Source organism: Nocardiopsis sp. LOL_012 (assembly GCF_048060475.1).
In the GTDB taxonomy this organism is placed as follows: Bacteria; Actinomycetota; Actinomycetes; order Streptosporangiales; family Streptosporangiaceae; genus Nocardiopsis.
Genome location: NZ_JBHMIV010000002.1, coordinates 100,582 through 120,394 on the forward strand (window position 1 = coordinate 100,582; position 19,813 = coordinate 120,394).

Below are 19,813 nucleotides of genomic sequence, written 5' to 3' on the forward strand. Positions count from 1 at the left end.
ATGCACACAATGAGGGCGAAGCGAAAAGTTTCCTCTTCGTTACCGAAGGTGACCCCGGGTTCAGTGGGGTCCGGCATCCGGATGGCTCCGATGCGGAGACCTGGGGTCCCGCGGCCGATCCACCCGAAACCGATGGGGCGGAGGCGTGCAGGTTCCGGGGCGGGAATATTCGTCCGACCTTCCCGTTGTGGACTCGGTGCAACCTCTTGTTCATGTCTCCGAAAAGGCTTGTAACTTCATCGGTGCGTTGGAAGTTCTTCTCTTTCCCCTGGTGGGGTGCGGGGGCGGTTCGGGGGTGCCCGTCCATGTCTTCGGATCCCCGCTTTTCCAGGGGTTCCGTGTCCGGTCCGCGTGCGTGCTCCGGCTTCAGGCGCGGGTCGACCACGGTTCGCCTCCGGGCGGCCGGGGTGGAATTCCTGCCGGAGGCAGTACGACCGGCGGTTGCACGGAAGTTTTATCCGGAAGCGGCTCCGGCTGTTTCCGGAATTTTGTAATACACCCATGTGAATCCTTCTCTGTTCTCTGTAATATCCATCAGGAAATTGCTCCACCCGAGAATCGAAGGAGTCGTCATGGCCAGTTCCTCGCGCAACGCACTGGGGGCCGTCGGGGCCGCCGCCCTCCTCACGGCCGCCCTCGCCGGTTCCCCCGCGGCCGCCGCCGAGCGCATCAGCTCGGAGGACGAGCTCCTGGAGAGCATCCAGGAGGCCGTCGCACAGGAACAGGACGTCCAGCACCTGGCCGCGCCGGTCGTCGTCGGCATGGCGCCGGCCGCCGTCTGATCCGGTGGTGCCCCCGATGGACAAGGAACAGACCTGGTGCCCCAGCGGTGACGCCGGAGCCCCCGAGGCGGTCGTCCTCGGGGTGCGCTCGGGTGAGAACGGCAGGCTCGTCTACCTCGCCGACCCCGTCCCGGCCTCCGCCGTCCTCGACCGTGTTCCCGAGGGCGTCGAACCGGGGCGCGTCATGCGGTTCGCCTCGCACTGCGTCAGCGAGTGCAAGCACCGCCGGGGCAACGACTGCACGCTGGTCGAACGGATCAGCGCCGTACCGGGGAACCCGGAACAGGAGCGGGTGCCGCGCTGCCACCTGCGCGGCAGGTGCACCTGGTGGGCACAGACGGGTGCCGAGGGCTGCCGCCGGTGCCCGGTGATCTCCACGCGCAACACCGAGGACGACGAACTGGCGGCCCTGGTCGCCGACCCCGACGTCACGGTCGAGCAGGTGGAGCGGTGGATCGAGAACCACCGGAGGTGAGGCGGAGACGGTCTCCGTCCACAGGCCCGGACCGGGCCTGTGGACGACCGTCCGAAGGGCGGTCCGCTCTGGTACCAAGGTTCCATGACCGCCGCTGAACCCGCCCTCACCCAGGACACCCACGCCACCGACGCCCTGCGCGAGGCCGCCGAACGGCACCTGCGCGCCCTGGCCGGGGACACGGCCCGGCTGCGCGAGGACCAGTGGAAGGCCATCCACGCCCTGGTCGCCGAGCACCGCCGCGCGCTCGTGGTCCAGCGCACCGGCTGGGGCAAGTCGGCGGTCTACTTCGTGGCCACCGCGCTGCGCCGCGCCCAGGGGGCCGGCCCCACCGTCATCGTCTCCCCCCTGCTGGCCCTCATGCGCAACCAGATCGCCGCGGCCGAACGCGCCGGTATCCGCGCGCGCACCATCAACAGCTCCAACACCACGGCGTGGGAGTCCACCTACGCCGACGTGGCCGCCGGAGAGGTGGACGTCCTGCTGGTCAGCCCCGAGCGGCTCAACAACCCCGAGTTTCGCGACCGCGTCCTGCCCTCGCTCGCCGCGGGTGCCGGGCTGGTGGTCGTGGACGAGGCGCACTGCGTCTCGGACTGGGGGCACGACTTCCGGCCGGACTACCGCCGCATCCGCTCACTGCTGCACGAGCTGCCCGACGGCGTCCCGGTACTGGCCACCACCGCCACCGCCAACGCCCGCGTCACCCACGACGTCGCCGAGCAGTTGCGGTCGGGGGAGGACCGGCAGGAGACGCTCGTCCTGCGCGGACCGCTGGAGCGCGAGAGCCTGCGCCTGGCCGTCGTGGACCTGCCCGACGCCGCCTCGCGGCTGAGCTGGCTGGCCGAGCACCTGCCCCGCATCCCCGGTTCGGGCATCGTGTACACGCTCACCGTGAGCGCCGCCCAGGAGACCGCCCGCTTCCTGTCCGAACGCGGACTCGACGTGCGCGCCTACACCGGCCAGACCGACCCTGACGAACGCCGGGAGGCCGAGGACGACCTGCTCGCCGACCGGGTCAAGGCGCTGGTGGCCACCAGCGCGCTGGGGATGGGCTTCGACAAGCCCGACCTGGGGTTTGTCGTCCACCTGGGCGCGCCGCAGTCCCCGATCTCCTACTACCAGCAGGTCGGCCGAGCCGGACGGGGGGTGGAGCGCGCCGAGGCGGTCCTGATGCCCGGCCGGGAGGACCAGCGGATCTGGGAGTACTTCGCGGGGCTGTCCTTCCCGCCGGAGGAGACCGTGCGCGCCACCCTCGCGGCCCTGGAGGAGGCGGACGGCCCGGTGTCCGTCGCCCGTCTGGAGACGCGTGTGGACCTGCGCCGTACCCGCCTGGAACAGATGCTCAAGGTCCTGGACGTGGACGGGGCGGTCCGACGGGTGCGCGGCGGGTGGACGGCCACCGGCACCCCCTGGGAGTACGACGCGCACCGCTACGAGGCCGTCGCCGCGGCGCGCGCCCGCGAGCAGCGCGCCATGCTCGACTACCAGGCCCTCGGCACCTGCCGCATGGAGTTCCTTCGGCGCCAGCTCGACGACGACGCGGCCGCGCCGTGCGGGCGCTGCGACGTGTGCACCGGCGAGTACTGGCCCGCCTCCGTCGACCCCGCTCAGCGGGAGGCGGCCGCGGGCCACCTGGACCGGCCCGGTGTTCCCGTGGCCCCCCGGCGGCAGTGGCCCACCGGTATGGACACCCTGGGCGTCCCCCTGTCGGGGCGGATCAAGGACGACCTGCGTGCCGGGGAGGGCCGGGCGCTCGGCCGCCTCACCGACGTCGGCTGGGGAGGCGAACTGCGGCGGATCCTGGCCGCCGACGCCCCCGACGCGCCGGTCGGCGACCGCGTGCTCCAGGGGATCGTCCGGGTGCTGGCCGCCTGGGGCTGGGAGCGCCGACCGGTCGGGGTGGTGGCCATGCCCTCGCTCACCCGCCCGGCGATGATCACCGACCTGGCGGCGCGGCTGGCCGACCTGGGGCGGCTCGCCCCCCTCGGGACACTGGGCTACCGCAGCGAGGCCGGTCCGGGGCCGCGGCGGCACAACAGCGCCCTGCGCCTGCACCAGGTGTACGCGGAACTGGTCCTGGGGGAGGCGGTCGGCGAGCGGCTCGGCGCGCTGATGGATCGTACGCCCGGGCCGGTGCTGCTGGTCGACGACCACACCGACACCGGGTGGAGCCTGGCGGTGGGCGCCGCGCTGCTGCGGCGCGCGGGGGCCCCGGAGGTACTCCCGCTCACGCTGGCCACGACCGGTGGCTGAGACGGAACAGTTGCCGCCTACCGGCCCCGCGCGGCGGGCCGGTAGGCCGTGGAAGCGGCGGCTACCTGATGCGCTGGCCCCGGGGCGCGCCGCGGCGCACCGGCTGGTCCTCGCCCAGATCGGGCCGGGCGCCCGGTTGGTGCAGGGCGCGCGCCGCGAGGTGGTGCCCCCGCCCCAGCGCCTCCTTGGGGTGGCGGCCGGCCAGCCACTCGGGCAGGAACCCGGCCACGAAGGCGTCGCCCGCGCCCACGGACCCCGGCCTGGGCTCGATGTCCTCGGCGGGGGCCCAGATGGCGCCCTCGCGCGTCTTGGACGCCCACAGGCCGCCGTCGGCACCGAGCTTGAGCACCACGTTGGGGTAGCGCGCCGTGAGGATCTTGGCGGCCGCCTCCGGGTCCTCCGTCCCCGACAGGACCGTGGCCTGCCCCAGGTTGGCGAACAGCAGTCGCACCCCCTGGGTCCACTCCAGGAACTTGTCCGCGCCCGCGCGCTTCAGGGGCGCCTGCGAGCCCGCGTCCACCGAGATGGACATACCGCTCTCGCGCGCCATGCGCAGTGCCACGCGCGCGGCCCGCCGGGAGTCGGGGTTGATCAGGGTGTAGCCCGAGACGTGCAGGTGCGCGTCGGGGCCGAACACGTCGCGGGGCAGGTCCTCCGGCTGGAGCCGGGCGTTGGCGCCCGGGTCGCTCAGCATCGTCCGGTCGCCCTTGTGGGTGATCATGACCACGCACGTGCCGGTCGCCCGCTCGGGGTCCATGACCATGCGCGAGTCCAGCCCGTAGCCCATGAGCTCCATCTCGCGGGTACGGCCGGTGATGTCGGAGCCGCGGCGACCCACGAACGTGGTCTCCACGCCGCTCACGGCCAGCCACGAGGCGATGTTGGCCCCCGACCCGCCGCCGTACATGGTCACGGACGCGGGGGTGTCACTGCCGCGGGCCAGCGGGTGGAACGCCTGCGCGACGGCATCGGTCATGAGATCACCGATTACGACCACTCGTGTCATTTTCGCCAGCCACCACCGAGTTATGAGTATCCGTGCCCGCACGACGGTAACAGGTTAACTATCAGCGGCGTGTAACGAAGTGACAGCAGCGCGGCCACGCTCCGGAAAGACCGGGCCGGGGCCGCGGCCGATCCGCCGGGCGGCGCGGCGGAACGGCGGTGCGCGGTCCCCGATCTCCCTTGGCGGCGGCCGATCGTCGTCTAGGCTCGTGGGCGTGCAGTCCTACCCGAACCACTGGGAAGCCGACGTCGTCCTGACCGACGGAGGCACCGCTCACCTGCGTCCCATCACCGCCGCCGACGCCGACCTCCTGAGGGACTTCCACTCGCGGCTCTCTCCGGAGACGATCTACTACCGCTTCTTCGCGCCCTACCCGCGGCTGTCCGACCGCGACGTCGAGCGCTTCACCACCGTCGACTACGAGGACCGTGTGGCCTTGGTGGCCACGATCTCCGGAGTCCTCGTCGCCGTGGTGCGCTACGACAAGCTCGCCCCCGACGAGGCCGAGGTCGCCTTCGTCGTCGAGGACGCCCAGCAGGGCCGCGGGCTCGCCTCGGTCCTGCTGGAGCACATCGGCGCCGCCGCGCGTGAACGCGGCGTGCGCCGGTTCATCGCCGACGTCCTGCCGGAGAACCGCAGGATGATCAACGTCTTCCGAGAGGCCGGGTACACCGCCCAGCAGACCTTCGACGAGGGCGTCATCCGGCTCACCCTCGACCTCCAGCCCACGGATGACGTCAAGGAGGTCATGCGCGCCCGGGAGCAGCGCGCCGAGTCGCGCTCGATCGCCCGCCTGCTCTTCCCCTCCTCCGTGGCGGTGATCGGCGCCAGCCGCACCGCGCACACCATCGGCCAGACGGCGCTGCGCAACCTGCTCGGCGGCGAGTTCCAGGGGCCGGTCTACCCGGTCCACCCCGAGGCCAAGGCGGTCGTGGGCGTGCGCGCCTACCCCTCCGTGCTCGACATCCCCGACCAGGTCGACCTCGCCGTGGTCGCGGTGCGGGCCGAGGCGGTCTCCGAGGTCGTCGAACAGTGCGCGGACAAGGGCGTGCACGGCCTCATCGTGGTCAGCTCAGGGTTCGGCGAGGTGGGGCCCGAGGGCCGCGCCCGCCAGGACGAACTGGTGCGCACCGCGCGCGCGGCGGGCATGCGCGTGGTCGGCCCCAACTGCCTGGGGATCGCCAACAGCGACCCGGACGTCTCCCTCAACGCCACCCTGTCCCCGGAGATGCCCTCGCGCGGCCCCATCGGGTTCTTCTCCCAGTCGGGCGCCCTCGGCCGTGCCATCCTCCAGCGCGTCGACGAGCGAGGGATGGGTCTGACCACGTTCGTCTCCGCGGGCAACCGCGCCGACGTGTCCGGCAACGACCTGATGCAGTACTGGCAGGAGGATCCCGCCACCGAGGTGGTCCTCCAGTACCTGGAGTCCCTGGGCAACCCCCGCAAGTTCACCCGGCTCGCCCGCCGCCTCGCCAAGCAGAAGCCGGTGGTGGCGGTGCGCAGCGGAGGGTCGGCGCAGGCCACCCCCACCGGGCACGCCGCGGGCGGGCTCTCGCTGCCCGACTACGCGGTCACCTCGCTCTTCCAGCAGGCGGGCGTGGTGCGGGTCGACGACATCACGCAGATGTTCGACGCCGCCCAGGTGTTCGCCTACCAGCCCCTGCCCGAGGGGCCGCGGATCGGGATCATCGGCAACTCCGACTCCCTGGAGCTGCTGGTCAAGGACGCCGCGATCCGCCAGGGGCTCAAGCCGCACGATCCGGTCAACCTGGGGCCCGAGGCCACCGCCGACGACTTCGACGCCGCGCTCGCGGCTGCCCTGGCCGACGACGACGTGCACTCGGTCGTGGTCGTGTTCGTGCCCGCCCTCCAGCCCATCGGCGACGACGTCGCCCGCGTGCTGCGCGCCCGCTCCCTGGGATCGGACAAACCGGTCGTCACCACCTATCTGGCGCGCCAGGGGATCCCCGAGGAGCTGCGCGTGGTCGGGGAGCGGGGGGAGACCCTGCGCGGGTCGGTCCCCTCCTACCCGGCACCCGAGGACGCGGTGCGCGCTCTCGCCCACGCCACCCGGTACGCGATCTGGCGCGACCGCAAGCCCGGGCGGCACCCCGAGCTGCCCGACATCGACGGAGCCCGGGCGCGGGCCGTCGTCACGCGGATCCTGCGGCAGTCGGAGACCACCGCGCGCGAGGTCGCCTGGTTCGGCGGGGAACGGCGCTACGACGAGGAGACGGCGGTCTCCGGGGAGGACGCCCGCGAGCTGCTGGCCTGCTACGGCATCGACGCCTACCCCGACATCGCCGTCACCTCCGCCGAGGGGGCCGTCCGGGCCGCCGGGGAGCTCGGCTACCCCGTGGTGGTCAAGGCCGACGCCCCCGACCTGCGGGTCCGTGCCGGGGGCACCTTCGTCCGCGCCGACCTGCGCACCCCGGAGGACGTCCGCAGCGCCTACCTGTCCCTCAGCGACCGCTTCGGCGGCGAGGCCGGGCTGGTCGTGCAGCGGATGGCGGCCCCCGGCGTGCCGACGGTGGTCCGCGCGGGCGACAACAAGTCCTTCGGATCGGTGGTCTCCTTCGGCCTGGCGGACGTGACCGCCGAACTGCTCGACGACCGCTCCTTCCGCCTGGCGCCGCTCACCGACATGGACGCCGCCGACCTCATCCACGCGGTCCGTGCGGCACCCCTGCTGTTCGGGCTGCCCGCGGGGGCGACCTCGCTCGCCGAACAGCCCAACGTGGAGGCCCTGGAGGAGCTGCTCATCCGAGTCTCCCGCCTGGCGGAGGCCTTCCCCGAGATCGGCTACGTCGACTTGGACCCCGTGCTGGTCAACGCCACCGGCGCGCACGTCCTGGGAGCGCGCATGTGGCTGCGCGAGGCGCCCGACGTGCGGCCGGACTCCGGTCCGCGGCGGCTGCGCGGGGTGACCTACTGACCGGGGGCGGCGGCGGGCGGCCGCGGCCCTTCCGGTCGCGAAGTGTCGCCTTGAGAGGGCAGGATAGGGGCATGAGGAAATCACGTGCCGTGTCCACGGACTGGCGGCTGGAGATCGAGCGCAGCGGGTACTACCCCGCGCTGGTGATCGACGCCGTAGCCACGACCCTGGGGAGCGAGGGCGTCAAGGCGTTCATCGTGCACCACGAGGCGACCTTCGACCCGGCAATGGAGATGCGTCGGCACATCACCGTGATGCTGCTGACCGAGACCCGGCTCGTGGTCTGCCACACCGACGAGCACCCGCCCACCGAGCCGGGCGGTGTCTCACACGCCTCGACCACGACCGACAGCATCCAGATCGACAACGTCCAGTCGGTCGCCCTCACCCGTGTGGTCCCCAACCCGGCCCAGTACACGCCGGGCGGCCTGCCCAGCGAACTGGTGCTGAGCGTGAACCTGTCCGCGAACTGGGGCGCTGTGGCGCACGTGGACCTGGAGCCAGCGTCGTGCGCCGACGAGACCTGCGAACTCGATCACGGGTACACCGGCGCGATCACCGCCGAACCCCTGACGCTTCGGGTGAGCGAGGCGGCCGACGGCACCGACGCGGTGGCGGCGATGATGCACTTCGCCGACGCTCTGTCGGCGGTCACCGCACGGTACTGACGCGGGGGCGTCGGCGCCGGTGAGTTCGACGAAACACGGACGTGACAGGGACTTAACGAACGCAGTGTGAACAAGTGTGGTGTCTTAACAATCCGGCCCTCTAAAGTTGAACCGGATCCACCACCGCTACACGTGAAGACGTGCCCGCCGCCGACCGGGCGCGTGCCCGCCGTCCCCCGGGACGCGCGCGTTCACACGGAGAAAGGCCTCACTGCGATGACGCAGCACACGTCGCCGGTCCCCACGGTCGACACGCCCCTGGTACGTCTGGCCGTCGACCGCGGCATAGCCACGGTCACCCTCGACTCCCCCGGCAACCGCAACGCCCTGTCGGCGCGGCTGCGCTCGCAGTTGTCCGAGGCGCTGGCCCAGGCCATGGCCGACGACAGTGTCCGCGGTGTCGTCCTCACCGGAACCGGGTCGGTCTTCTGCGCCGGCGCGGACCTGAAGGAGGCGGGGGCGGCGCTGCGGGGGGAACCGGTGGTACCGGCTCCGGGGATGCCCGAGCTCTTCGAGCAGATCATGGGCGCCCCCAAGCCCGTCGTGGCCGCCCTCAACGGGGCCGCCCGCGCCGGCGGGATCGGCCTGGTGGCCGCCGCCGACATCGCCCTGGCGCCCAAGAGCGCCACGTTCGCCTTCACCGAGGTGCGCCTGGGCCTGGTCCCCGCGATCATCTCCGTTCCCGTGGCCGCGAGGATGCACTCGCGCCAGCTCAGCCGCTACTTCCTCACCGGAGAACTGTTCGACGCCACCGCCGCCGCCAAGTCCGGGCTGATCACGCAGGCCGTCCCGGACCGGGAGATGGTGCACGCGCTGGACGCGGTCCTCGAAGGGCTGCGGGGGGCGGCCCCGCGCGCGCTGTCGCGGACCAAGGAACTCCTGGGGGAGCTGGGGGCCGGTGCGATCGCCGGGCCCGAACAACGGTCGGAGGCGCTCGGCCGGATGGGGGAGCTGTCGGCGGAGTTCTTCGCCAGTGCGGACGCGGAGGAGGGCCGTGCCGCCTTCTTCGACAAGCGCCAGCCCCGCTGGGTGCCCTGACCGCGGGCGACGGTCCGTCGTTCCCGGGAGACGTCCCCCCGGGAACATCACACCACCCGATGTCGGATGCACCGCCCTCAAGGGACGGCCTCCGGCCGCAGCCTCCCTGCCCGTCTCCCGCCACCGCCCTCAAGGGACGGCCTCCGGCCGCAGCCTCTCCTTTGATTCTTCCCCTCTCCCTTTCTCCGGTGCTCGGCGTGTGTTCGCGCACCTTTCGGCGACACGCCACAATGGGGGGGTGAGCTACTCCGGAGATACCAGGGTCGGTGGCCCCGCCGACCTGCGCCAACTGCCGCATCTGACGATCGCCAAACTGGCCGTGGGCCCCATGGACAACAACGCCTACCTGCTGCGTTGCCGGGCCACGGGGGAGGGCGTGCTGATCGACGCGGCCGCCGAGCCCGACCGCATCCTCGAACTCATCGGTGAGCGCGGGCTGGCCCGCGTGGTCACCACCCACCGCCACCGGGACCACTGGCAGGCCCTGGCCGAGGTCGTTGGCCAGACCGGGGCGCGCACGGTCGCCCACCCCGCCGACGGAGACGAACTCCCCGTCTCCGTGGACGAGCCCGTCGAGCACGGCGGGCGCATCCCCGTGGGGGAGAGCCTCCTGACCGTGATCCACCTGCGCGGCCACACCCCCGGATCCATCGCGCTGCGCTACGACGACCCCGACGGCCATACCCACCTGTTCACCGGGGACAGCCTCTTCCCGGGCGGGGTCGGCCGCACCCTGTCCGACGAGGACTTCCGCTCCCTGTTCACCGACGTGTCCGAGCGCGTGTTCGGCGAACTGGGCGATGACACCTGGATCTACCCCGGCCACGGCGCCGACACCACGCTGGGCGCGGAGCGCCCGAGCCTGCCGGAGTGGCGCGAGCGCGGCTGGTAGCCGCTCAGGCGCCGAAACAGCAGAAGCCGACCGGGCCGAGGTGGAGAGCCACCGCCTCGGCCACCGGGACCCCGCCAACGAGCGCGCGGTGGAACCGGACCATGGCCGCCTCGACCGCGGTGTCCCCCACCGGGACGGGGCTGGCGACCACCGTGCGCACACCCCGGGCGTGCAGTGCGCCCACGAAGCCCGACGGAGCCCCGGTCACGGCGGTGAACCCCCGCCCCGTCCAGCACGCGGAGAGCGTCACCAGTGACGGAGCCCGGGCGAGCCCGGCCAAGTCGCGGGCGAGCAGCGGCCCTCCGTCCAGAGCGACCGAGGCGAGCATCGGGGTACGGCGCGGTACCTGGCCGTGCCCGGCCAGGTGTACCGAGTCGGCCTCGGCGGCCTCCTCCAGCACGCGGCCCCATCGCGCCTGCCCGCCGCTGAGCACCCGCGCGCCGGGGTACAGGCGCGCGAGCGCGGCGACCTCGCGTCGGGCCCCCTCCGGTTCCGGGGCGGCCACCAGCAGCGTCCGGCCGACGGGCGTGCCAGGGGCGTCGGCGTGCTCCACCCAGGAGCGCGCCGTGGGCACGAGGTTGACGGGCCGCCCGCACAGGGCGGGCAGCATCCCCCACGGGGGATCACCGAAACACGGCTCCGCGGCCACCGCGAGCGGCCGGTCGCCCACCAGCGGCAGGACGGGGCCTAGCAGGATCCGGGCGGCCTCGGCCGCCGCCGCGCGGACCCGCGGGGACCGTGCGCGGTCCCCGGTGAGGGCGTGGACCAGCCGGGCGACCGCCCGGACGGCACCGGTGAGCGGCCCCAGGGGGCGGGAGTGGACCCGGCCTCCGGCCGCGACCAGTGCCACGGCGGTGCCGTCGGCGGCGGTGAAGTGCACGAACCCCCGATCCGGCCCCAAGCGGTCCAGGAGCCTGTCGCAGATCCGGCTCCGCGGCACCGGGTCCGGGCGCCTCCCCGCCGCGTGCCAGGCGCGCCACCGGGCCGCCTCCCAGGCCAGGGCACGGGATGCGCTGTGCGGGCCCCGGCCCCCGGCCAGCGCGGCGCGGTAGTCGCCCGCCAGAGCGGAGAGCGACGGAGTGGCGGGTTCGTGCGGTCCGGGCAGGTGTCCCCGCGCCCAGGTGCGGGTCAGTTCCGCCCATTCCAGTGCGTCACGGGGGCGCCCCGAGGCCAGGGAGCCCTTCAGGCCGGCACGGACCACATGGGGATCGCGGGCGGCCCCGCCCAGCCAGGGGCCCGGGGCCCTGCGCGCACCGCACTCCAGGGCGTCCAGGGCGCGGTGGGCGGGGGTGGGCGCCTCGGGTGCGGGGGCGGCGAGCGGGAGACGCAGCGCGAGGCGGTCCCGGGCCCGGGCGGCCGGGGCCCGGTGCCGGGCCGGGCGCAGGGCGAGGTGTTCGAGCCTGGCCGCCAGCCGGTACCACAGCGAGCCGGGGCCGAACACGGCCCGGACCTGGCGGGTCAGTTCGGCCGCACGTGCGCGGTCCCCCTCCAGCAGGCGCAGTTTGGCCTCCACCAGGAGGGCGCCCGCCGTGGCCGAGCCCGGTTCCGTGCGCGGGCCGTCGTCGAGGGCCGTCGCGGCCTCCTCCACGAGCCCCTCCGCCAGGAGCGCCTCGGCCAGGTCCACGTGCAGGGCCTCCCGGCGCTCGGCCGGCAGATGGGGCAGGAGCCCGAGGAAGGTGTCGATCGCGGTGGGCGCCTCGCCCCGGTACAGGGCGAGGCAGCCGCGGTTCTGCCGGGTGACCAGGCCCAGCATGCGTAGTCCGCGCTCACGGGTGAGGGCGTGGGCCCGGGCCAGGTGGTCCTCGGCCTGGGGGAAGCGGCCGCACATCGTCTGCGCCAGCCCGAGGTTGGCCAGGACCCCGGGCAGGACCGGGGCCGCCTCGGCCACGGGGTGGCCGCGCATCCGGTGGCGGATGTCGTCGAGCAGGTCGGCGGTGGTCTCGAACCGTCCGGCGCGTGCCAGGAGGACGCCCTGTCTGACCTGTGACAGCATCCGGTGGCCGGACCGTGTGGCCGCGCTGTGCACGGGGCCGGTCCGCAAGGGGGCGCTGCGCGACTGGGAGGACACCTACGGCCGCCTCTCGTCGGGGGCTCGGCTTCGCCAGACCAGTGATAACAGCGCGGGCGCGCCCACGGCAGTACTCGGCTCCGGTCCGCTCACACAGTCGGGGGAGAAAGGCGGACGAAAGCGGGCGAAGAAGGGTGTCCGGTGGCGGGTTCCCGTGCCGACCGAACCCGGGGTTGGGGCCGACCCGTTCTGTGACCGTTGGGAAGGCCCCTGCGGTCGGTGCCGCGTCACACCGTGAACCACCCCGTCACCACGGGGCGGCGGCCCGTCCGGTGCACCGCGATGCTGAGTGGACCGCGCTCCAGGCCCTCCACGGAGAAGGTGCCGTCGGTCCCCACCCGCACACGCGCCACGGAACCGGGCCGGCGTACCTCCAGATCGGCGTGTGTGAAGTCTCCGCCGACCAGCCCGGAGAGGGAGCGGTGCGGTCCTCGCGCGCGGACCCGCAGATCCAGGGACAGCCCGTCGTGGCCGAACCGCAGGGTCGTGCGGTGTCCGTCGCCGGAGTCGCGCGAGGGTTCCGCCGCGGGTGCGGTCTCGGCGGTCAGCACGGCCAGGTCGGCTGTGTCGTCACGGCGGTCGAAGGCGGCCAGCGCGGCGGCGCGCCCGGCCGTCGCCCCGTCGTCGCGTCCGGTCACGGGCCCTCCTCAAGGATGCGGCGGAGTCGGCGGATCATACGGCGCCTCTGGTTGGCGGCCGTGGCCGCGGTCGGGCCGCCGCGGCCGCGGCGGGAGAGGCCGAGATAGTCCAGGGCGGCGCTCCGGTCGCGCGGGTCGGTCAGGCGCCCGACCGCCCGGTGCAGTTCCTCGCGCTCCTCCCGGTCCAGGACGTGGGTCTCGGGGTCGGGGAGGTGGTCGGGGCCCGCGAGGGAGAGCGAGTGGGGGTCGACGGGGCTGTGGCGGGCCGCCTGCCTGCGCTGTCGGCCGCACACGTCGTTGGTGACGCGGCGGAGCCAGGAGCGCAGGCTCTCGGGTGAGCGCAGCCGGGGAAGCTGCTGGTTGAGGGTGAGCCAGACCGTCTGGACGGCGTCCTCGCGGTCGGCGGCCGACAGGCGGTGGGAACGGGCGATCGCGTTCACCATGGGCAGGTGGCGGTCGACGATGCCCTCCCAGGCGCTGGGGTCGCCGCGGCGCGCACCGTGGACGAGGTCGCTGTCGGAGAGCTCGGCGGGAGGCGTCGGCGGCCCTGTCGGAACCGGAAACCGGGAGCCGGTCCCACCTTGGGGAACGCGGGAAAGTACGGTTCTCCGTGAGGGAGAAGGGCTGTTCGCTTCCTCGTATGACTGGTCTGGCACCGCGGGCCCCCACTATGATCGGACTCCCTGTCCGTTCCGGGGCCACGCTAGTCGCTGGACGTCTCGAATGTGGCGGAAACACCGCACAAAGCGGCGTTACCAGTGGTCACCGGAGTGCCTTTAGGGCACAATGGCCGAAGGTATCCAGGCGGGTCTGCAACCTTCTCGTGGTACGAGAGCGTCGGGGAAGCGCACTCGTTCGTATCAGGAGGTTCGGTGTCCGCTCGTGGCGTCTTGTACGTCCACTCAGCGCCCGCGGCGCTGTGCCCGCATGTCGAGTGGGCGGTCGCGGGTGTCGTTGGAGTACCCGTGAAACTCGACTGGGTCGCCCAGCCGGCGGCCCCCGGCCACCACCGTGCCGAGCTGAACTGGCAGGGCAGGCCGGGTACCGCCGGGGAGATGGCCTCGGCGCTGAACTCGTGGCAGCGCCTGCGCTTCGAGGTGACCGAGGAGGCCTCACCTGGATGCGACGGGGCGCGCTACAGCTACACCCCGTCCCTGGGCATCTTCACCGCCATCACCAGCGCCGCGGGTGAGGTACTCGTCCCCGAGGGGCGCCTGCGCGCCGCCGTGGCGCGCGCGGCCGCCGGCGGTAGGGACCTGGCCTCGGAGATCGAACTCCTCACCGGCCGCTCCTGGGACGAGGAACTGGAGCCGTTCCGGTACGCGGGCGACGGCGCCCCCGTCCGCTGGCTGCACGCCGCGGGCTGACCGCCGCCCTCGGCAGAAACGGGCTCTACCCGAAGAGCCAGGCGGCGACGGCCCGGCCGGTGGCCGGGTCGGCCGCACCGATCAGCCCGGTGTGCTCGTAGCCTCCCCGGTAGGGGAAGCCGGTGCCGTCCAGGCGGGTGAGCAGGCCCCCCACCTCCTCCAGGAGCAGTGCCGGGGCGGCCACGTCCCAGTCGCGCACGGGTACGTCCTTGACGAACAGGTGGGCCGTGCCCTCGGCGAGGCGGCACAGCTTCAGGGAGATGCTCCCGCTCTCCAGATAGCCCCGGTAGCCGAAGTGCTCGTAGACCTCGCGGGCGATGCCGTGCGGTTTGGGGGTGTTGTCGGTGAGCACGCCCGCTCCGGGCGGCGCGGGGTCGCACACCGGAAGGGGCCGTGCGTTGCGCAGCGCGCCCTTGCCCCGCACGGCCGTGTACAGCTCGTCGGTCTCGGGGGCGTAGACCGCCGCCGCCTCCGGCCGGCCGTCGGCGACCAGGGCGGCCTGGGTGACGTAGCCCGGGAAGCCGTGCGCGTAGCTGGCGGTCCCGTCGATGGGGTCGATCAGCCAGTAGAGTGAGGGCCGCTCCCGCTCCAGCGACTCCGGGTCCTCCTCGCTGACCACGGGGACCGCCGCGTCGATCGCTCTCAGGCGCTCGGTGAGCGCCCGGTGGGCCAGGGCGTCGGCCCGCGCCTTGAACTGGCCGCCCTCCCACACGCCCTCGCGCGTGGCGGCGTCCGAGCGCCACCGCCGCAGCAGGGCGCCGACCTCGTGGACGGCGGTGGCCATCGCGCCGGGCAGGTCCCGCGGCGTGCTCATCGGACCCCCGCTCGGACGGCGGCGTCCGCCGCGGTGACGGGGGAGGCGCCCGCGGGGGAGGGGGACAGGCCGTGGGAGGTGAACTCCTCCTCGCTGATGAACTCGTCCGCCCACCGCCGCACCATGGCCACACCCTCGCGCCAGTCGTCGGTCAGCCGGGGTCCGCCGTGCAGTGCCTGGCGCAGCAGCCCGACCACCTCGTCGACCCCGGCCGCGCCGGTCAGTGCGGCGGTCGAGGAGAAGCGCGGGTTGATCTCGAAGATCCGGGGCCGGCCCTCGGAGTCCAGGCACAGTTGCACGTTGAACGGGCCATCGGCGCGCAGGGCCCGCTGCACCTCGCGGCAGGCGGCGGCGACCTCGGGGGCGCGCCGGGTCACCGCGTACCGGGTGACGCCCTCCTTCAGGACGACCTCCTTGGGCACCACCGCCTGGACCTCGCCGTCGCGCCACACCACCACCGACACCGTGTACTCGGGGCCGGTGATCCGCTCCTGGACGATGAGGTCGTCGGCCGCGTAGCCGCTCTCGGAGAGCACCCGTGACACCTCGTCGGGGGAGTGGGCGACCGTCACACCGCGGCTGCCCCGGCCGGTGCGCGGCTTGACGACGAACCCGCCGGGGGAGGCCGCGGCGCCTGAGGGCCACTCCTCGGCCGACCAGGTGCGGGGCACCCCGATCCCCGCCTCGTCCAGGCGCCGCATCAGGGCGGCCTTGTCCAGACAGGTGCGCACGAACCCCGGTCGCGGCAGGAGCACGCACACCCCGTCCTCGGCCAGAGCCGTGATGGGCACCAGTTCCTCGTCCACGAGCGGCACGACCGCCACCGCGCCCTCCCGCGCGCACAGTTCGCGCATGCGGGGCAGGAAGGCGTCGCTGGCGCCGCCGGGCACCAGGTACCCGCGGTCCGACAGGTACAGGCCGGGGGCGGCGGGGTCCATGTCGGTGGCCACCACCCGGAAGCCCGACCTGCGCAGGTGGAGGATGGTGCCGGGGGTCGGTGCCGATCCGGCCGTGGTCACCACGACCGTCGGCTTCGTCGGCGGCTGCTCTGGCATGGCCGTTTCCTTCCACGAGGACGGGGGCGCCTCCCCCGGTGTTGACGCTGAGGGTAAGGGGCCGCCCGGTCCTCATGGTGTCGAACGGTCGAATTGGCCGGAATCGGTTGCTAAGTGAACCTTCCGGCGTCTTGAGCGTGCTCCGCCGCCGTCCGGCTCCGGGGCGGGCGGCGGCGGAGCACCGGTCCCTAGTGCTGTTCGTAGACCGGGGTGATCACGGCGCGCGCGATGGCCTTGAAGAACAGGTTGAAGCCCACGAAGGCGGGGGTGCTCGACTCGTCCACGGGCAGGCTCGGCACGCTCACCGCGTGGACGGCGAACATGTACCGGTGGGGCCCGTGCCCGGCGGGCGGAGCCGCGCCGACGTAGCGGTTGCCCCCGGCGTCGGCGCGCAGCGTGACGGCCGGCTCGGGGATGCCGGAGCCGTCGCCGGCGCCGGTCGCCAGTTCGGTCACGTCGGCGGGGATGTTGGCCACCGACCAGTGCCAGAACCCGCTCGCGGTGGGTGCGTCGGGGTCGAAGCAGCTCACGGTGAAGCTCTGCGTCTCCTCGGGGAAGCCGCTCCAGGACAGGTGCGGCGAGACGTCCTCGCCCCCGGCGCCCAGGATCCCGCTCACCTGGGGCTTGGCGAGGGTCTGGCCGTCGGCCACGTCGTCACTGGTCAGCGTGAACGACGGCAGTTGGGGCAGGAAGTCGTAGGGGGAGGGTGGCGTGGCCACGGAAGAGGCCTCCTTCGGTCGCGTGGACGTGCGTTCGGTGCCCGTCGCCCGAGGGCTCCCGGTCGCGGTGGGCACTGACGAAGATACGCGTTCGCCCCGCTTCCGCGGAGCCGAAGGGTCGGCGTGCCCCGACCGGCTCCGGTGCGTCTCCGTGCGCGCTCCGCGGCGGGGCCGCCGCCGTGTCCGGTGTTCCCGGCGCGCTCGGGCGCCGGGAACACGGGTGTTCAGTGGTTGGGGTTCGCGGAGCTGACGTCGGCCAGCGCGGAGTGCTCGTCCACGGCCCGGGCCAGGTCGCCGATCGAGATGATCCCCACGATGTCGTCGCCGTCGGTCACCGGCAGGCGGCGCACGGCCTGGGAGCGCATCATGTCCACGGCTTCGGAGACCCGGCACTGCGGCGGCACGGTGCTGACGTGCTCGGTACAGGTGGCGCCCGCGGTCTGGGTGTCGGGGTCGCCGCCGGTGGCCAGGCAGCGCATGATGATGTCCCGGTCGGTGAGGATCCCGAACAGCGCGCCCTGGCTGTCGGTGACGATCACGTCGCCGACATCGCCGTCCCGCATGATCTGGGACGCCTCGCGCAGGGTCGTGTCCTTGCCGATGGTGCGGGCGGGGCTGGTCATCAGGTCAGAGATGGAGATTGCCATGATTCCTCCCTTTTGTCCTGTTTCATCCTCCAATGCTCCTCTAGCCGCTCTCTGGCCGGATCAAACCTGGCGTCGGCGTCAGTCGATCGGCAGGCCGGTGTAGTTCTCCGCCAGTTCACCCGCAGCGAAGGCCGAGGTGGTGATCCGCTCCAGTTGCGACAACTGCAACCGAGTCTCGAACCCCGACTGCCCCGGGTCGGTGTGCAGGGTGGTGGTCATGAAGTAGGAGAAGTGCTCGGCGCGCCACACCCGCTTCAGGCAGGTGTCGGAGTAGGCCTCCAGCAGCTCCGTCGAACCCGTGGTGTGCAGGCGGGCGAAGGCCCGTGCCAGCACGGTCACGTCCGAGGCGGCCAGGTTGAGCCCCTTCGCGCCGGTGGGCGGCACGATGTGCGCCGAGTCGCCCGCCAGGAACAGGCGGCCGTGGCGCATCGGCTCTGTCACCGAACTGCGCATCGGCAGGACCGCCTTGGAGGTGATCGGCCCCCGGTTGAGCCGCCACGAGGCGTCCGCGCCCAGACGGTGGTCCAGTTCGTCCCAGATCCGCTCGTCCGACCAGTTCCCGGGGTCCTCCCCGTTGGGCACCTGGAGGTAGAGGCGGCTCACGATCGGCGTGCGCATGCTCGCCAGGGCGAAGCCGCGCTCGGAGTGCGCGTAGATCAGCTCCTCGTAGGCGGGCACGGCGTCCGCCAGGATGCCCAGCCAGGAGTAGGGGTAGGTCCGCTCGAACGTGCGGCTCGCCCCCTCGGGGACCGCCGTGCGCGCCACCCCGTGGAAGCCGTCGCAGCCCACCACGTAGTCGGCGGTCAGGGTCCGCTCCTCGCCCCCGTGGGTGTAGCGCACCGTGCACAGGTCGGCGTCGAAGCCCTCCACCGCGTGCACGGGCGCCTCGAACAGCATCGGCAGGCCGCTCTCCAGGCGCAGGGCGATGAGGTCCTTGACCACCTCGGTCTGGGCGTAGACCCACACCCGGCGCCCGCCCGTCAGGGACGGGAAGTCCACGCGGTGGCGCCGCCCGCCGAAGCCCAGTTCGATCCCGTCGTGCGGGATGCCCTCGGCTTCGAGCCGCGCGGTCGCACCCGCCTCGCGCAGGGCGTCCACCGTGCCCTGCTCCAGGATCCCGGCGCGCTGGCGCTGCTCCACGTAGGTGCGGTCCCGGCTCTCCAGGACGGCGCAGTCGATACCGGAGCGCTCCAGGAGCCGGGCCAGGAGCAGCCCGGCCGGACCCGCCCCGATGACGGCGACGGTCGTGTGCTGGGGAAGGGTCATGGTCAGTCCTTGAGGTCGGCGAGTACGCGCTGGGCGATGGCGAAGGCGGAGTTGGCGGCGGGCACGCCGCAGTAGATCGCCGAGTGCAGGACCACCTCGGCGATCTCGTCGTCGGTCAGGCCGTTGTTGACCGCGGCCCTGACGTGCATGGCGAACTCGTCGTGGTGCCCGAGCGCGATCATGGCGGTCAGGGTGATGCAGCTTCGGGTGCGCCGGTCCAGGCCCGGGCGGGTCCAGACCTCCCCCCAGGCGTAGCGGGTGATGAAGTCCTGGAAGTGGGCGGTGAAGGGCGTGGTGCGCGCGATCGCCCGGTCCACGTGGGCGTCGCCGAGCACCGCACGCCGCACCCCCATCCCCGCCGCGTGCCGCGCCCCGTCGGTGCCGGGCGAGAGGTGGCCCAGCAGCGCGGCGGTGACCTCCTCGGGCCGGTCGGCCGGTGCCAGGTGGCCCGCGCCGGGGATCTCGGTGAGCGCCGCCCCCGGGATGCCGTCGGCGAGCTCGCGTCCGTGGGAGGGCGGGGTGGGTGCGTCCTCGCGGCCCGAGACGACGAGCGTCGGGGCACCGATCCTGCCCAGGTCGCCGCGCAGGTCGTAGGAGGCCAGGGCGTCGCAGCACGCGGTGTAGCCCTCGGGGTCGGTCGCGGCCAAGTCGGCCAGCAGCGCCTTGCCCGCAGGGCCGTCGGCGGTGCCGGGGTCGGCGAACCAGCGGCCCGGCGCCCCCTCGACCAGGGCGGCCAGGCCCTGGCCGCGCACCTGTTCGGCCCGCGCGCGCCACGCGGCGGGTTCGCCGAAGCGGGCGGAGGAGCACACCAGGGCCAGCGACGCCACCCGGTCGGGGTGGTGCGCCGCCAGGTGGGCGCCGATCGCCCCGCCCAGGGACACCCCCGCGTAGTGGAACCTCTCCCAGCCCTGGGCGTCGACCAGGTTCAGGACGAGCCGCGCCAGGTCGGCGACGGTGGCCCCGGCCGTGGCGGCGCCGGCGGGGGAGCCGCCGTGTCCGGGCAGGTCGTAGCGGAGCACGCGGTGGTCGCGGGCCAGGGCGCGCAGTTGCGGGTTCCACACGGACAGGGAGGTGCCCAGGGAGGGGCCGAGGATCAGCGGGGCGGCGGCCTCGGGGCCGTCGAGGCGGTGGTGGAGTTCGGTCATGGCGGTCCTTCGTCCAGTGCTCGGGGTGGGCGGTGTGCGCAGGGG

The 19,813-nt window shown here is 73.4% G+C and carries 18 protein-coding genes; 8 read left to right on the forward strand and 10 right to left on the reverse strand.

Going from position 1 to position 19,813, the window contains the following annotated elements; genetic code table 11:
- Window positions 1–572 precede the first annotated feature (572 nt).
- The 3 genes from ACFHWE_RS01810 to ACFHWE_RS01820 all read left to right on the forward strand — a co-directional run bounded on the left by ACFHWE_RS01810 (window position 573) and on the right by ACFHWE_RS01820 (window position 3,510).
- Window positions 573–782 (forward strand): hypothetical protein, encoded by a 210-nt coding sequence (locus ACFHWE_RS01810; protein ID WP_416598767.1) that lies wholly within the window; start codon window positions 573–575, stop codon window positions 780–782.
- 16 nt (window positions 783–798) lie between these two features.
- Window positions 799–1,257, forward strand: a complete 459-nt coding sequence (locus ACFHWE_RS01815; protein ID WP_416598768.1) for a hypothetical protein — start codon at window positions 799–801, stop codon at window positions 1,255–1,257.
- An 84-nt stretch (window positions 1,258–1,341) separates the two neighbouring features.
- Window positions 1,342–3,510 (forward strand): RecQ family ATP-dependent DNA helicase, encoded by a 2,169-nt coding sequence (locus ACFHWE_RS01820; RefSeq protein ID WP_416598769.1) that lies wholly within the window; start codon window positions 1,342–1,344, stop codon window positions 3,508–3,510.
- A gap of 61 nt (window positions 3,511–3,571) precedes the next feature.
- On the opposite strand, the gene ACFHWE_RS01825 is transcribed toward ACFHWE_RS01820, so the two are convergent.
- Window positions 3,572–4,507 (reverse strand): carbohydrate kinase family protein, encoded by a 936-nt coding sequence (locus tag ACFHWE_RS01825; protein WP_416598770.1) that lies wholly within the window; start codon window positions 4,505–4,507, stop codon window positions 3,572–3,574.
- 223 nt (window positions 4,508–4,730) lie between these two features.
- Here ACFHWE_RS01825 and ACFHWE_RS01830 point away from each other — a divergent pair, with 223 nt between their 5' ends.
- The 4 genes from ACFHWE_RS01830 to ACFHWE_RS01845 all read left to right on the forward strand — a co-directional run bounded on the left by ACFHWE_RS01830 (window position 4,731) and on the right by ACFHWE_RS01845 (window position 10,049).
- The gene (locus ACFHWE_RS01830) at window positions 4,731–7,451 is read left to right on the forward strand and encodes a GNAT family N-acetyltransferase (RefSeq protein WP_416598771.1); all 2,721 of its coding nucleotides are present in this window, start codon (window positions 4,731–4,733) and stop codon (window positions 7,449–7,451) included.
- A gap of 71 nt (window positions 7,452–7,522) precedes the next feature.
- Complete coding sequence (locus ACFHWE_RS01835; RefSeq protein ID WP_416598772.1) at window positions 7,523–8,119, forward strand: DUF5998 family protein; 597 nt, start codon at window positions 7,523–7,525, stop codon at window positions 8,117–8,119.
- Window positions 8,120–8,335: 216 nt separating this feature from the next.
- Complete coding sequence (locus ACFHWE_RS01840; RefSeq protein ID WP_416598773.1) at window positions 8,336–9,157, forward strand: enoyl-CoA hydratase-related protein; 822 nt, start codon at window positions 8,336–8,338, stop codon at window positions 9,155–9,157.
- A 238-nt stretch (window positions 9,158–9,395) separates the two neighbouring features.
- Window positions 9,396–10,049: an MBL fold metallo-hydrolase gene (locus ACFHWE_RS01845; RefSeq protein ID WP_416598774.1), complete on the forward strand. Its 654-nt coding sequence runs from the start codon at window positions 9,396–9,398 to the stop codon at window positions 10,047–10,049.
- Window positions 10,050–10,053: 4 nt separating this feature from the next.
- On the opposite strand, the gene ACFHWE_RS01850 is transcribed toward ACFHWE_RS01845, so the two are convergent.
- The 3 genes from ACFHWE_RS01850 to ACFHWE_RS01860 all read right to left on the reverse strand — a co-directional run bounded on the left by ACFHWE_RS01850 (window position 10,054) and on the right by ACFHWE_RS01860 (window position 13,219).
- Window positions 10,054–12,117 (reverse strand): CHAT domain-containing protein, encoded by a 2,064-nt coding sequence (locus ACFHWE_RS01850; protein WP_416598775.1) that lies wholly within the window; start codon window positions 12,115–12,117, stop codon window positions 10,054–10,056.
- 227 nt (window positions 12,118–12,344) lie between these two features.
- Window positions 12,345–12,755, reverse strand: coding sequence for a hypothetical protein (locus ACFHWE_RS01855; RefSeq protein ID WP_416598776.1), 411 nt, complete (start codon window positions 12,753–12,755; stop codon window positions 12,345–12,347).
- Window positions 12,752–13,219 (reverse strand): RNA polymerase sigma factor, encoded by a 468-nt coding sequence (locus ACFHWE_RS01860; protein ID WP_416598911.1) that lies wholly within the window; start codon window positions 13,217–13,219, stop codon window positions 12,752–12,754. Before ACFHWE_RS01860 ends, ACFHWE_RS01855 begins: the two co-directional genes overlap by 4 nt.
- A gap of 408 nt (window positions 13,220–13,627) precedes the next feature.
- Between ACFHWE_RS01860 and ACFHWE_RS01865 the strand changes: the two genes are divergently transcribed.
- On the forward strand, window positions 13,628–14,122 hold the full coding sequence (locus ACFHWE_RS01865; RefSeq protein WP_416598777.1) for a DUF3145 domain-containing protein: 495 nt from the start codon (window positions 13,628–13,630) through the stop codon (window positions 14,120–14,122).
- 25 nt (window positions 14,123–14,147) lie between these two features.
- Here the strand turns inward: ACFHWE_RS01865 and ACFHWE_RS01870 are convergent, their stop codons facing one another.
- The 6 genes from ACFHWE_RS01870 to pcaD all read right to left on the reverse strand — a co-directional run bounded on the left by ACFHWE_RS01870 (window position 14,148) and on the right by pcaD (window position 19,768).
- Entirely contained in the window at window positions 14,148–14,936 is a 789-nt protein-coding gene (locus tag ACFHWE_RS01870) for a 3'(2'),5'-bisphosphate nucleotidase CysQ family protein (protein WP_416598778.1), read from the reverse strand.
- Complete coding sequence (locus ACFHWE_RS01875; protein WP_416598912.1) at window positions 14,933–15,958, reverse strand: ATP-grasp domain-containing protein; 1,026 nt, start codon at window positions 15,956–15,958, stop codon at window positions 14,933–14,935. Before ACFHWE_RS01875 ends, ACFHWE_RS01870 begins: the two co-directional genes overlap by 4 nt.
- A 221-nt stretch (window positions 15,959–16,179) precedes the next feature.
- The gene (locus tag ACFHWE_RS01880) at window positions 16,180–16,710 is read right to left on the reverse strand and encodes a YbhB/YbcL family Raf kinase inhibitor-like protein (protein ID WP_416598779.1); all 531 of its coding nucleotides are present in this window, start codon (window positions 16,708–16,710) and stop codon (window positions 16,180–16,182) included.
- Window positions 16,711–16,934: 224 nt separating this feature from the next.
- Window positions 16,935–17,357, reverse strand: coding sequence for a CBS domain-containing protein (locus ACFHWE_RS01885; RefSeq protein WP_416598780.1), 423 nt, complete (start codon window positions 17,355–17,357; stop codon window positions 16,935–16,937).
- A gap of 78 nt (window positions 17,358–17,435) precedes the next feature.
- A complete protein-coding gene (locus tag ACFHWE_RS01890; RefSeq protein ID WP_416598781.1) occupies window positions 17,436–18,623 on the reverse strand; it encodes a 4-hydroxybenzoate 3-monooxygenase in 1,188 nt (395 codons plus the stop codon).
- 2 nt (window positions 18,624–18,625) lie between these two features.
- The gene (pcaD, locus tag ACFHWE_RS01895) at window positions 18,626–19,768 is read right to left on the reverse strand and encodes a 3-oxoadipate enol-lactonase (protein WP_416598782.1); all 1,143 of its coding nucleotides are present in this window, start codon (window positions 19,766–19,768) and stop codon (window positions 18,626–18,628) included.
- Between the last annotated feature and the right edge of the window lie 45 nt (window positions 19,769–19,813).